This window comes from Acinetobacter sp. ACNIH2 (genome assembly GCF_002934965.1).
GTDB classification, from domain to species: domain Bacteria; phylum Pseudomonadota; class Gammaproteobacteria; order Pseudomonadales; family Moraxellaceae; genus Acinetobacter; species Acinetobacter tandoii.
In genome coordinates this window covers 1,000,345-1,014,400 of the sequence record NZ_CP026412.1, presented here as the reverse complement: position 1 = coordinate 1,014,400, position 14,056 = coordinate 1,000,345, and the positions used below count along the sequence as shown (strand labels likewise).

The window sequence follows — 14,056 nt, the reverse complement described above, 5'->3', positions numbered from 1 at the left end:
GATACCTTTGTTTTTGATAAGTAAATACAGGTACTTGCAATGCTATTGCTGAATTTAAGGATAAATGACGCAATAACATTTTTTTACCCTTTGGGTGCTCGGTTAAATAAATGTGGGTTGTGTATTAACGTGATGAAATGGAAAAGTGTACGACTTCATCAGAAGTTCGGAGAGACGTTATTGGGGTGTTTATGCATCAGTCTAGTTTTGACAGCATGTAGTCGTTCAACTCCTTCAGATGCTGATCAAACAGCATCTGCTTCTGAAGCACAGCCTACATCTACTGCCCATTCACAGCAGTCAGGCAAGAAACTCACAGAACTGGCAGGGCAGGCAAGTATGCCTAACGAGTCGGTATCAAAAGTGCAACAAGATTTAGTCGATGAACAAGCTCCCTATGTTGGGCGTTATCATGTCAAGATTTCCTGTAAAGATGACTTTGTTCAATGTTCCGAAGGTTCAGCAGAATATATTCTGACTTTGGCTGCCGATGGTTCTGCCTATCGGAGTATTGTTTACACGGGCAAGCTGTTTAGTGAAAAAATGGCTGAAGACAGCAATATTCGAACCTATCGACGTGATACGTGGTCAGTGAACCCAGAAGATTCTGAATTGGTGGTGCATTTGGAAGAGGGTGCGGAATTTTATTATCGAGTGGATAAACAACATAATCTTATTTTAGATTTGGATCGAACTTTAGATTTGGACAATCAAATTAATCAGCATTTATTTGCAGCGGGCTATCCGATGCCAACACAAGCCTATCGTTTAATTAAAGATCAATAATTTGCAATAAAATTAGAAGAGATAAAGATGCTATGAAAATGCAGTAGCTATGCGGAGAGCGGTGTTAAAAGAGATATTTTAAGATGTTTTGCAATAAATGGTGGGTCGTCCGCGACTCGAACGCGGGACCAACGGATTAAAAGTCCGCTGCTCTACCAACTGAGCTAACGACCCATTTAGAATGCTTTCACATTATGACAGCTTTTAGATAAAGCTTAAAGATGGTGGGTCGTCCGCGACTCGAACGCGGGACCAACGGATTAAAAGTCCGCTGCTCTACCAACTGAGCTAACGACCCATCAGGAATCAAAATAAGTGGTGGGTCGTCCGCGACTCGAACGCGGGACCAACGGATTAAAAGTCCGCTGCTCTACCAACTGAGCTAACGACCCATCTCGTTTTGATGGAGCGTATTGTAGCAAGATATCGAACGAGCGCAAGAGAAAAATCGCAAAGTTGTTGATGTTTGATTATAAATACAACAACTTTGCCTGATTTTATGCAAAAAATTGCCAAAATTTCAATTTAGAAGCGATACTGATACTGCTGAATATTGCTGTAAATTTCAGTACTCATATGGCAATAGGCACTGCTATTTGGCAATAAGACTAATATTTGCTCATCGGTTTTTTCTGGATTGAAGGCTTGTTCTTTTAGCTTGTTCTTCTGATATTTAAAGGTACCTGTGGTTTCGACTTGTTTCTGGACTCTTAAAAATACAGGAATCGCATAGGTAGGTAGACTCTTTTTGAAGCAACTGAGCATGGCTTGCAGGTCTTGTTCATTCAGTTGGGCTTGCTCTGCTAAGGTGATGGCTGCCATGCCTGCACGGCCATTGGTGTTTGGAATTTCTACACCATACACCACAGCTTCGACAATCTTTGGATATTCACACAACATATTCTCGACTTCGGTGGTGGAAACATTTTCCCCTTTCCAGCGGAAGGTGTCGCCGAGACGATCTACAAACTGTGCATGACGGAAACCAATATCACGGACTAAATCACCCGTATTAAAGTAAGCATCCCCGTTCTTAAACACGTTGGACATAATCACGGATTTGTTTTTTTCAGGGTCGGTATAACCATCAAAAGGGGAACGACGTGTAATTTTACCGATCAACAAGCCGACTTCGCCTTTACTTACTTTTTGACACCAACCATGTGTGTCTCGAATAGGTTCATTTTTCTCTTTGTCGAATTGAACAATGGCATACGGTGTTGGGGAGAATCCGACAGTGTTGTCGAAATTAAATACATTGCTAAAGCCAACGTTACCTTCACTAGATGCGTAGAGTTCAAGCACTTCTTCTACACCAAAACGTTGTTTAAATTTGTCCCAGATATTCGGGCGCATGCCATTGCCAATCATTTTTTTGACACGATGGGTATGGTCTAACTCCGATGCAGGTGCATCCATTAAGTAACGGCATAGTTCTCCTACATAGCCAATCGCAGATGCGTTAAATTTTTGCACATCTTTCCAAAATGCAGAGGTCGAATATTTGCGTCGTAATGCCAAAGTCGCACTACTTGCAATCACACCACACCAGCACACCACAATGCCTGTCGCATGGTAGAGCGGTAAGGTAACGTACATAACATCGTCACTGTTTAAATCCAGCACGTGTCCATAAGTGCCATAGGCAAGTGTCCAGCGACTATGGGTGAAGATGACCGCTTTCGGTAAGCCAGTGGTGCCCGAAGTATAGATGTAAAATAGTCCATCTTTGCCTTTCACACTATGTGTGGTTGGCGTGTTAAAGGTCGGGAAGGTGGTGATTTCTTCAGCTAAGTTCAGATAATGTGCAGGTGCTGTACCTGCATGTTGACGTGTTTCTTGATCGGCAAACCAATAAAAGCGCTGCTCAGGTAAGTTAAGCTCTTGACGAATTTCATCTACGGCAGTACGGCATTCTTCTCCGACAATCAGTGCAATTGGGTTGACCAAATTAATACTATGTGCCAAGACTTTGCCAACTTGTGAAGTATTCACTAAAGCAGCAGTTACCCCAATTTTTGCCAAGGCTAAGACACTGGCAACCAGTTCTGGGCGGTTTTCGACCATCACTGCAATGACGTCACCTTTTTGTGCGCCAATCGACAGATAATAATGTCCGATTTGGTTTGCCCAATCATTGAGTTGCTGGTAAGTATATTTCTGTTCTTCAAATAATAATGCGTAGCCATGTGGGTTGCGTTTTACGGCTTTTTCAAACGCAATACCTAAGCCCGCGGGTGAGTTCGGGGTACGTAAATATGCTTGTTTCAACCCTGTAACCAGATGCGGAAGTTTTCCAATAAATTGTGGGATTTTGGCAGCGACGTCTGTAATTCCAATAAGATCGCTCTGTGTGGTTTGGCTCATAAGAATCCTATTTATTTTTCGTGTCCAATACGATGTCTTTGTCTACAGGTTGAACGAAGTAATCTGTACAGTTGTCCTTTTAATCGTTTCTTTCTAGTGCAATCAACCTAATCTGTTCAAAATAACAAAAAAAACCTAGCCATCGAAATGACTAGGTTTTAATTATTTTACAACAATTGGGTAAATACTTACTCTGCTGTAGGTGTGGTTTTTTTCGGTGGGCGACCACGTGGACGACGCGGACGAGCTTTTTCTTTCTCTTCCTTTTCAGCCGCAGTTTCTTCTGTCGCTGTATCTTCGACAACATCTACAGCCAACTCAGTCTGTACAGGTTCTGCTTTCGCTTTGGCTTTCGCAGGCGCCTTTGTTTCAACCGTTGCTTCTTCTGCTACTACGGGTTCAGCAACAGCTTCGGTTACTGTAACTTCGGTAGCTGCTTGGGCAGGTTCAACCACCTCAGCAACTTTTTCAACTACTGCCACAGCAGTTGGTTCAGCTGCAACTGGTGCTTCTTCCGCTTGTGCTTGTTTTGCTTGTGCAAGCGCTTGCTCAGCGGCTTGTTTTGCTAAACGACGACGTTCACGCGGGTCATTGGCAACACGCTTTTCTGACTCTGGCTTTGGTGGTGTTAAGTCCAACACTGGTGCAGGTTCAGCTTCAGGAGTCGCTTTAGCCACTTCGACATCACGCGTGACAGGTTTTTTCTCAACTTCAACAGCTACAGTGCTGGTATTGAGGCTCGCTGCATATTCAGCAGTGAACTTCTCTAATGCACGGTTGAAGGTTGGAATTAAACCAAATTGTTCAATCAGTACGGCACAATCTTCACCATACACTTGACGAATTAAGCTACCTACCGTGTATTGCGCTAAAGTCGGTACTTGTGATGGATTAAGCTTAGGCGCTTGCACTTGTTTAGTTTGAGCATCACGTTGTTGACGACGACGCATACGCGGGTCATTGCTCGCACGTTTTCCATCAGAGCGAGGTTTTTGCTCCTCTGTTTTAACTTCAGCAGTTGGTGCTTGAGTTTGAACTTCAACTTTTGCTTCAGGTTCAACCGCTACAGGAGTTGCCTTAACCACTTCCGATGTTTCAGTGGTGGTAGGTTTTGCTGCTTCAACGGCCTTTGCGGTTGAGGTCGTGTTGATGGCAATGATTTCACTTTGAGCTTGATCAACATTCACCACAAGTGCTGTCGGCAGGATGTCTTGACGCGGAGCATCAATCACTTCTACCTTGACCTGTTGCTCATCGACCACGACTGGAGCAGGTGCAGCTACCGCAGCTTGCTGTTCATTGAATACGCTTTGGTCGCGATGGCGATTGGGGCGATTTGGACGCTGTTGGTTGTTACGGTCACGACGTGGTACAGTTTGCTCAGCATGCGTTTCGCTCTGTTGATCTTGCTGTTGAGGGTGACGTTGTTGTTGACGTTGACGCTTTTGCTCACGCTGTTCTTGGCGTTGCTCTTGGCGCGTCATTTGCACAACTTCTTCAACCACTTGATTTTGTTCTTGTGGTTGCTCACGTTGTTCGCGTTGCTTGTTGTTGTTACGCTTTTTGTTGTGACGTTGAGATTTTTCTTCTTTCTCAGAATTTTTTTCTACAAAGTCACGTTGCTCCGCTTTTTGTGGAGCAGATGTTGCTGATAAGTACACGTTGTTGTTGGCTACAGGCGTAGGCGCAACAGCAACAGGGGTGGTCACTTGACCAAACTGGCCACGACTGACAGCACCACCATTCACCATTTGCTCAATTGCGGCTGCTGCATTATTTGCTGTACGTGCTTGATCTACAGTTGCAGCTTGCTTTTGAACAAACAAGTTTTCTAACCATGCACATGGGCTGCTTGATGCAGTTGGTGCAGCAGCAGGAGTTTGCTGTTGTTGAGCAGCTTGCTGTGGCTTTTTCTTGCCATGTTTGTCAGCAACTGGTGCAACACTTGGTTGTTGATCGGCATCTTCTAAGTGCCAATCTGAAGCTTCATAACCCAATTCTTTTTCGCTAGAACGAGTTGCTTCAGTACGTTCATAGCTGGTTGGCGCGAAGCCTTCAGGATTATAAGAAATCTCGTAATGAGGCGTTTCTAAGTGTGGGTGTGGCAATACCGTTACACGCACATTTGACGTTTGTTCTAAGTAAACCAAGCTGTGACGCTTTTCATTCAATAAGAATGCTGCAATTTCTACAGGCACTTCAACTTGAACTTCACCATGACGTTCACGTAGGGCAATTTCTTCCACTTTACGCATAATTGAAAGTGAAAGTGAGCGCAAGTCACGCACCATACCTGTACCGTGGCAACGTGGGCAAACATAACCAGTGGCTTCTTCTAAAGATGGACGTAAGCGTTGACGGCTCATTTCCATTAAACCGAAGCGAGACAATTGACCAAACTGAATACGCGCGCGGTCACTTTGGGTGGCTTCACGTAATTTCGCTTCGACCATACGTTGGTTACGGTCTTTGGTCATGTCGATGAAGTCGATCACTACCAAACCGCCAATATCACGTAAGCGCAATTGACGTGCAATTTCTTCAGCAGCTTCAAGGTTGGTATTGAGTGCGGTTTCTTCTACATCGTGTCCACGAGTCGATTTTGCCGAGTTAATATCGATAGAAACCAAAGCTTCTGTTTGGTCAATCACGATTGAACCACCAGAAGGTAATTTCACTTCACGCTCGTAAGCGGTTTGAATTTGGCTTTCGATACCAAAATGAGCGAATAAAGGCTCATTCAAAGTATAGGTTTTTAACTTGTCGATTTGACGAGGCATCACCGCTTTTACGAAGTTATAAGCTTCGTTATAGGCTTGCTCAGAGTCAATTAAAATTTCAGCCACATCATCACGTAAGTAATCACGGATGGCACGTGTCACGACACCTGCTTCTTGGTGCACCAACATTGGTGATGGACCAGAACTCGCTGTATTTTGAATTTGTGCCCAAAGGTCGAGAAGGTGCTGTAGATCGAGTTGTAATTCTTCTTGAGAACGACCAATACCCGCAGTACGTACAATCACGCTCATGCCACGAGGCACATTGAGTGATGCAAGCATTTCTTTCAATTCTTCACGAACCGAACCCGAAATTTGACGGCTGATACCACCACCTTTTGGATTGTTAGGCATGAGGACTAAATAGCGACCTGCCAAAGAAATGAAAGTAGAAAGTGCAGCACCTTTGTTGCCACGCTCTTCTTTTTCAACTTGAACTAAAAGTTCAGTGCCTTCAGTAATCAGTTCACGGATATTCGAAGTCTGACGAGGGTCAGCTTTATAATATGAATTTGCGATTTCACGCATAGACAGGAAGCCTTGGCGTCCCGCACCGTATTCAACAAATACGGCTTCTAGAGAAGGTTCAACGCGAGTCACGTGACCTTTATAGATATTCGATTTTTTTTGTTCACGGGTACGATTTTCTAAATCAAAATCGTAAAGACGCTGACCTGTAACCAGTGCAACGCGGATTTCCTCGGCATGTGTTGCATTAATCAACATACGTTTCATGGGTGTAACACCTTATAGTGATACACAGCAAAAAATCGCTATACACGTAGCGAACATCAAACATCACGGATCAAACTCAGATCTCAAATAAACCAATTGTGGTCTGAGGGTTTTCACTGGCCTTTTTAAAGATGGGCTCCAGTTTTGATTCACGTATTGATGATGGCAATACGGCTTCAATCTTTAAACGATTAAAGTCACCTGCACACTTCACTGGCGGACAAGCGGTGCATTGGATGTGAGTAACTTTCACTGTCACATTGCTCGAAGAGCATCCCTACATAAGAGTGTCTTGATACGGAATTATCGTCGTATCTTTACAAATTGTGCAGATCCAATGCATCAGACGCTGTAGCCTGAATGTGGTTTCAGGGTGCGACTAATCTGATGTGTATCAGTTTACGTTTAAAAACCAACTTGAGGTTGGCGACATATTTTTTCAGGCAAACTGATTTATGTACCTGAGGTACAATTAAACGCAACAGTTTGCAGTTTTGCCGATATAATAAGCCTTCGGCGTCGGCATAATTCTTTTGGGACCTTTCCGAGTTTATAATCAAAATTTCAGCCATATTTCAATATGAATATAATTGAAATGTGTTGATGATGATTCACTTACGGTGGTTTCCGTGCGCTGACTATAGCAAACCTTGCATCATCTGCCTATGGGCTAAGCTTACGTTTCTAGTGAAAAGTATAGCCTAAATGATCAGTTTTTAATCAATTTTAGTATTTTTTTAGGTCACAGTATCTGTATGAATTCTACGCAAGAATGGCAAAGTGTCACTTGGTTTGAAGTGGATGAGCATCAAGCGGGTCAACGCATCGATAATTTTTTATTTAGCCGACTCAAGGGTGTACCGAAAAGTCGCATTTATCGTTTGATTCGTGAAGGGCAGGTGCGCGTGAACAAAAAGCGCATTAAAGCCGAAACTAAATTGGCGATTGGTGACCAGATTCGTGTTGCACCGATTCGTTATGAACAAAAAGATGAAACGGCAGCACCTGTGTCTGACAAAGTGGCGCAAAGCTTACTGAGTCGTGTGGTGTATGAAGATGAAGGCTTGATGGTGGTGAATAAGCCTTCGGGCATCGCGGTACATGGCGGCAGTGGCGTGGCTTATGGTCTGATTGAAGGCTTACGGACTGCGACGGGTAAAAAATATTTGGAACTGATTCACCGTATTGACCGTGATACATCTGGCTTGGTGATGATTTCTAAAAAACGTAGTGTGTTAAAAACTTTGCAAGATATGCTGCGTGAACACAAAATTAAAAAGACTTATGCTGCTGTGGTCAAAGGTGTTGTGAGCCTTGATAAACAGTTGATTGATGCGCCTTTACATCGTTATGAACTCTCGAACGGTGAACGTCGTGTGCGCGTATCTAAAGAAGGGAAAGATTCGAAAACTCAGTGGAATGTCGCTGAGCGTTTTATGCATGCGACTTTGGTGTATGCTTCACCGCTTTCAGGTCGTACCCATCAAATTCGTGTACATGGTTTAAGTATTGGTCATCCCTTGGTTGGTGATGATAAATATGGTCATGAAACTGAGTACAATGGCCCTAAACCGCGTCGGTTATGTTTACACGCTATGCGTTTGGATATTCCTGGTTATCCACCAATTGAAGCGCCTTTACCTGAGGATATGCAGAGTATTGTGGCGCAGTTAAGAGCACAGAAAAAGGACTAAACCTTTTCCCTCTCCTTTGGAGAGGGTTAGAGAGAGGTAATAAAATAGGACCTCTTTTGTCGTGATTAACTGGAAATGATGCTGTATTGGTCATTTTTACTTTTCAAAGATGAAAAGTAACAAAAATCTTTTGTTGAGCTGATGGAACGTCCTTGTATCACAGCTCAACGGCGACATCCTTGTCGCCATCATGTAGCAAATGCATCGTGTAAATTTTCTTCATAAAAGCAAATATTGGAACCCCAGCATGCAAAAACCTGTAGAACTGATTATCTTTGATTGGGATGGCACATTATTTGATTCAGTGGGGCAAATTGTAGATAGTCTTTTGTTTGCAGCGCAGCAATTTGAACAACCCCTAACTCCTGAAGCGGCAAAAAGTATTATTGGTTTAGGTTTGCCTGAAGTGGCTCAAGTTTTATTTCCGACAGTGCCTGAATTACATACTGATCTTTTGAAATGTTATGGCGATCATTACGTTGCACATTCAAAGGATGATGCCTGGTTTGCGGGTATTGCGGAAATGTTGTACGGACTCAAAAATCAGGGTGCACGACTTGCGGTGGCGACAGGTAAAAGCCGTAGAGGTTTGGATCGTGTGCTGGCTCAAACCAATAGTCATGATTTGTTTGAGATTACGCGTGCAGCAAGTGAAACTAAGTCTAAACCTGATCCGTTGATGTTGCAGGAAATCTTGCAGTTCACAGGCTTACGCCCAGAACAGGCAATTATGGTCGGGGATACTTCTTATGATTTGGAAATGGCACAAAATATTGCCATGCCAAGAGTCGGCGTCGCCTATGGTGTACATACTAAAAATATTTTGCAGCAGTTTAATCCGTTGACCATTGCCGATGATGTCGCAAGTTTAGATCAGTTTTTAAATTTGCAAGTCAATGCTTCTGATGTGGCTTAAGCGCAGTTGATTATTTTTCAAGGCGTGTAAGGATATACGCCTCAAATTACTTTTGAATAACAAGAAAATCCGCTATGAGTCGTTCTATTCGATTACTTCATTTATTACAGCATCTTCGTGAACAGCGTTATCCTGTTACTGCGCAACGTTTGGCTGAACATTTACAAATCAGTGTGCGAAGTGTTTATCGTGATATTGAAAGTTTACGTGATCAAGGGGTCAATATTGAGGGAAGTGTTGGTGTAGGATTTCAATTAAAAGAAAACTTTCTTCTTCCACCCATGAGTTTGGATGAATCAGAAATTGAAGCCATGTATTTGGCATTACAATGGGCCAAATCTATTCCTGATCAAGCATTACAACAGGCTTCACATTCGGTATTAAGCAAATTAAGAGCTGTATTACCGCAAAGAAAACAAGAATTTTTAAATGATACTTATCTCAAATCCATTCATTCGTGGATTGAAGTTGACCAAACGGTTGTTGAACAAGTTCGTATTGCCATTCGTTTACAAATTAAAATCCAGATTGATTATATTGATGAACAAAAAAAGATTTCACACAGGCAATTATGGCCGTTTGCATTGGGATATTTTAACGACAAAATGTTGTTGGCTGCGTGGTGTGAATTACGGGAAGATTTTAGAAATTTCCGTTTAGATCGAATACAAACGCTCATATTGACTGAACAAGTCTATCCTCAATTTAAACGTCATTTGTTTCAGCAATGGTGTCAAAAGGAATTTTCAAATTCATAAAAATGACCCAACACTACTGACAAAAACTGACACAGCTCCGTTCTATTCTAAAAAAACAATAAACACAGAGGATAGAACAATGGCTTTAACTTTATATACAAATCAGCAATCTCGGGGCGTTGTGGTGGATTGGCTCATTCTTGATTTGGGGATTGAGGTTGACCGTATAGAAGTCGCTTATGGCGAGGAAATGAAATCAGCCGAATTTTTAAAACTCAACCCTTTTGGTAAAGTGCCAGTTTTGGTTGATGGTGATGTGGTGATTTATGAGTTGGATGCCATTTGTGCATATTTGGCAGATAAATTCTTTGAAAAAGGTTTAGCGCCTGCACTCGATGATCCGAAAAGAGGTCTATATTATCGTTGGTTATTCTTTGGTGCAGGCCCGTTTGCGGCCGCTTCGGACAATGAGCATTTAAAAGTTCAAGTTGCACCAGAGCAAAAAATGTTTATGGGCTATGGTGATTATCAGGATACCTATCAAGCCTTGGTTCAAGGTTTGGAACAAGCAAGCCCGTATTTATGCGGTTCACAGTTTACGGCAGCCGATATTAGTTTAGGGGCAATCATCATGTGGCAATTAAAAATGAATTTATTAAAGCCACACCCTGCAATTGACCGCTATGTATCGGCCATACAGCAACGTGAAAGTTTAAAGAAAAATCCTGCTTTGTTTGCAGCATAAGGTCATTTGACTCAAAAAAGCCTCTGATGAAAGAGGCTTTTTTGAGTTGTAGATTTATCCCCAGAGACTGCTCGCGTATTATTTTTTAGTCGTAGGTGAAAAAATTTAATCCACTATATAAAGCCTAATTCTGAATGGTTTGCGCATTTTTCTCTTTGATTTTTCTACACTGTTTATTTTGATGGATAAAACAAAAAAGATTTATAAGTTCTAACTATTGTAAAAAATAACTTTGTACACGACAAAAAAAGACAACTCATTGAAATAATGGCATAATACTTGTTTTCTGACGACGAATATGATGACACATTTCAATGAGTTACATCTCATCTTAAACAAATATCTAAAGTGGAACAAGTCACGTGTAAAATGTTTTACACTGATTATGCTGGCATTAATTGTAAAACAGACATGTAATCTTTCTTCTGCATCTAAAGCCTTACCCATCACGTGCTTACCACAATCATTTTATCGACGTATACAACGCTTCTTTGCAGATCAGTATTTCGATTATCGTCAAATTTCTCAGTTAATTTTCAATATATTTTCATTCGATAAAGTCCAATTAACTTTGGATAGAACCAACTGGAAATGGGGAAAACGAGATATCAATATCTTGATGTTAGCCATCGTCTATCGTGGAATAGCGATACCTATTGTTTGGACATTGCTCAATAAACGTGGAAATTCAGATACAAAAGAGCGTATTGCTTTGATTCAACGCTTTATCTCCATTTTTGGTAAAGATCGTATTGTGAATGTGTTCGCAGACAGAGAATTTATCGGTGAGAAATGGTTTACATGGTTAATTGAAAATGACATTAACTTCTGTATACGTGTTAAAAAAACTTTATTGTGACCAATCACTTAGCCAAGAATCATAAAATTAGTGATTTATTTCGTCATCTTCAAGTTGGTCAAACAGAATGTCGTAAACGACGTATTTGGGTTGGTCGAGTGAAACTGTATATTAGTGCGCTACGATTAGAAGATGGAGAACTTTTACTTGTTGTTTCTCCTATGTTTAATGCTTCTGCTATTGGTGATTATGCATTACGCTGGGAAATCGAAACCTTATTTAGTTGTCTCAAAGGACGTGGATTCAATCTTGAAAATACTCGTTTAACAGACCCTAGACGAGTCAAGAAATTGATAGCAGTGCTAGCGATCGGTTTCTGTTGGTGCTATTTAACAGGTGAATGGCAACATGATCGAAAAAAAGCGATAAAACTAAAGAAGCATGGACGACTTTCAGTAAGTTTATTTCGCTACGGTTTGGACTATGTTCAGATGGCTATTCTACGTTTGATTGGTTTTGGAAAAAAAGAAGAATTTAAGAAAGTGCTAGCAATTTTAAGAAAGAAAAAGCCTGATAGGACAAGGGCCCTATGAAATTTGTCGTGTACAGAGAAAAAATAAAATAAGTATTGGCGTAAAGCCGTCATTTTTCCGATGCTTGAACTGTTTATACACATACGCGTTTTATAGATGATCAGACAGCGCTTGTCTGTCGCAATTGTTCTAATCGATCTGAGTTTTAAATCTGACTCAATCATTTTTCATCTAAAACAGTATCCGTCCATTTTTGCAGTTTAAGGAAATCTAGATGTCGAATTCTGCTGTTTTTGAATCCGTTGCGCAGGCTTTACGTAACGCTGAGCTTACACAGACTGCGATAGCACCCATTCGCCCACAACTGGGTGCGGAACAAGCAGACGTCGATAGTGCCTATGCGGTTCAGGAAGTAAATACTCAACGTGCCTTGAAAGAAGGGCGTCGCTTAGTCGGGCGTAAAATTGGCCTGACGTCTAAAGTAGTACAAGCGCAACTTGGGGTCGACCAACCTGACTTTGGAATGTTATTCGCAGACATGGCTTATGGGGATGGCGAAGTCATTCCAGCAGGATTATTGATTCAGCCGAAAGTAGAAGCTGAAATTGCGTTGGTGATTAACAAAGACTTAACCCAAAAAAAACACAGTTATGCAGACATTATCAGTGCAACTGAGTATGCCTTGCCTGCGATAGAAGTCGTGGATAGCCGTATTGAAAACTGGAAAATTTCATTGATTGATACTGTGGCGGACAATGCGTCTTCTGCGGCGTTTGTGTTGGGTTCACGTCCAGTCAAATTAGATCAACTTGACTTGGTCAATTGCAAAATGACCATGACTCGTGGGGATGAAGTGGTTTCGCAAGGCATCGGTAAAGCCTGCTTAGCGAACCCTTTAAATGCCGCAGTTTGGCTTGCCGATGAAATGGTGCGCCGTGGTCGTCCATTGCTTGCTGGTGACATCATCTTAACAGGTGCTTTAGGTCCAATGGTGATTGTACAACCGGGTGATGAATTTAAAGTTGAAATTGAAGGATTTGGTTCAGTAGTCGCTGCATTTGCTGCGGAATAAATTGGATTTTTGAGAGAGTAGATGCATGAAAAAGATTAAATGTGCATTAATCGGTCCGGGAAATATCGGAACAGATTTATTGTATAAGTTGCAGCGTAGCGAATTCCTTGAGCCTGTATGGATGGTCGGGATTGACCCAAGTTCAGAAGGTCTGACCCGTGCCGCGAGTATGGGGCTAAAAACCACAGCAGAAGGTGTGGATGGACTATTGCCACATGTGCTTGCGGATGAAATTCAAATTGCCTTTGATGCGACCTCAGCTTATGTTCATGCGGAAAATAGCCGTAAGTTGAACGAATTAGGTGTGCAGATGATTGATCTGACGCCTGCTGCGATTGGTCCATTTTGCGTACCGCCTGTCAACCTTCAAGAACTCTTGGATGCTGGTGAGTTGCCGAATGTGAATATGGTGACCTGTGGAGGTCAAGCGACCATTCCAATGGTTGCAGCGATTTCCCGCGTACAACCTGTCAGTTATGGTGAAATTATTGCAACCGTTTCAACCAAGTCGGTCGGTCCTGGGACACGTAAAAACATTGATGAATTTACGCGTACTACTGCGGGTGCAATTGAAAAAGTGGGTGGTGCAAAACAAGGTAAAGCCATCATCATTATTAATCCAGCCGAGCCACCATTGATGATGCGTGATACGGTGCATTGCTTGGTTGAAGGTGAACCAGATCAAGCTGCAATTACAGCATCTGTGCAAGCCATGATTACCGAAGTACAAAAATATGTACCTGGCTACAAATTAGTGAATGGTCCAGTATTTGATGGTAACCGCGTATCAATGTTCCTTGAAGTGGAAGGCTTAGGCGACTTTTTGCCGAAGTACGCAGGGAATTTGGACATTATGACTGCGGCAGCTGCGCGCACTGCGGAAATGTTTGCGGAACGTTTATTGGCTACGGCTGAAGTATAAGGAGCAACC

Annotated in this window: 10 protein-coding genes and 3 tRNA genes; 8 read left to right on the top strand and 5 right to left on the bottom strand. The window is 42.2% G+C overall.

What is annotated here, in order from left to right; translation table 11 throughout:
- Positions 1 to 129: 129 nt before the first annotated feature.
- On the top strand, positions 130 to 786 hold the full coding sequence (locus tag C3F34_RS04725) for a hypothetical protein (RefSeq protein ID WP_158654333.1): 657 nt from the start codon (positions 130 to 132) through the stop codon (positions 784 to 786).
- A 98-nt stretch (positions 787 to 884) separates the two neighbouring features.
- On the opposite strand, the gene C3F34_RS04720 is transcribed toward C3F34_RS04725, so the two are convergent.
- The 5 genes from C3F34_RS04720 to C3F34_RS04700 form a co-directional block, all read right to left on the bottom strand.
- Positions 885 to 960: transfer RNA gene (locus C3F34_RS04720), tRNA-Lys, on the bottom strand.
- Positions 961 to 1,008: 48 nt separating this feature from the next.
- A tRNA-Lys gene (locus tag C3F34_RS04715) sits at positions 1,009 to 1,084 on the bottom strand.
- Positions 1,085 to 1,102: 18 nt separating this feature from the next.
- Positions 1,103 to 1,178 (bottom strand) — tRNA-Lys (locus C3F34_RS04710).
- 133 nt (positions 1,179 to 1,311) lie between these two features.
- Entirely contained in the window at positions 1,312 to 3,153 is a 1,842-nt protein-coding gene (locus C3F34_RS04705) for a long-chain-acyl-CoA synthetase (protein ID WP_044740129.1), read from the bottom strand.
- Positions 3,154 to 3,341: 188 nt separating this feature from the next.
- Positions 3,342 to 6,668, bottom strand: coding sequence for an Rne/Rng family ribonuclease (locus tag C3F34_RS04700; protein WP_044740128.1), 3,327 nt, complete (start codon positions 6,666 to 6,668; stop codon positions 3,342 to 3,344).
- Positions 6,669 to 7,423: 755 nt separating this feature from the next.
- On the opposite strand from C3F34_RS04700, the gene C3F34_RS04690 reads away from it, so the two are divergent.
- The 7 genes from C3F34_RS04690 to C3F34_RS04660 all read left to right on the top strand — a co-directional run bounded on the left by C3F34_RS04690 (position 7,424) and on the right by C3F34_RS04660 (position 14,047).
- Positions 7,424 to 8,362 carry an RluA family pseudouridine synthase gene (locus C3F34_RS04690; RefSeq protein WP_104441159.1) on the top strand — a complete coding sequence of 313 codons (939 nt, stop codon included), beginning with the start codon at positions 7,424 to 7,426 and terminating at the stop codon, positions 8,360 to 8,362.
- Positions 8,363 to 8,609: 247 nt separating this feature from the next.
- The gene (locus tag C3F34_RS04685) at positions 8,610 to 9,278 is read left to right on the top strand and encodes an HAD-IA family hydrolase (protein WP_104441158.1); all 669 of its coding nucleotides are present in this window, start codon (positions 8,610 to 8,612) and stop codon (positions 9,276 to 9,278) included.
- 74 nt (positions 9,279 to 9,352) lie between these two features.
- Positions 9,353 to 10,036, top strand: coding sequence for a helix-turn-helix transcriptional regulator (locus tag C3F34_RS04680; RefSeq protein WP_104441157.1), 684 nt, complete (start codon positions 9,353 to 9,355; stop codon positions 10,034 to 10,036).
- Positions 10,037 to 10,115: 79 nt separating this feature from the next.
- Complete coding sequence (locus C3F34_RS04675) at positions 10,116 to 10,721, top strand: glutathione S-transferase family protein (protein ID WP_044740125.1); 606 nt, start codon at positions 10,116 to 10,118, stop codon at positions 10,719 to 10,721.
- A gap of 301 nt (positions 10,722 to 11,022) precedes the next feature.
- A protein-coding gene (locus C3F34_RS04670) for an IS4 family transposase (protein WP_104442269.1) occupies positions 11,023 to 12,113 on the top strand; the annotation gives its coding sequence in 2 pieces (ribosomal slippage) (positions 11,023 to 11,563 and positions 11,563 to 12,113; 1,092 coding nt in all).
- 214 nt (positions 12,114 to 12,327) lie between these two features.
- A complete protein-coding gene (gene mhpD / locus C3F34_RS04665) occupies positions 12,328 to 13,125 on the top strand; it encodes a 2-keto-4-pentenoate hydratase (RefSeq protein ID WP_016168322.1) in 798 nt (265 codons plus the stop codon).
- 25 nt (positions 13,126 to 13,150) lie between these two features.
- Positions 13,151 to 14,047 carry an acetaldehyde dehydrogenase (acetylating) gene (locus tag C3F34_RS04660; RefSeq protein WP_016168321.1) on the top strand — a complete coding sequence of 299 codons (897 nt, stop codon included), beginning with the start codon at positions 13,151 to 13,153 and terminating at the stop codon, positions 14,045 to 14,047.
- Positions 14,048 to 14,056: the final 9 nt, after the last annotated feature.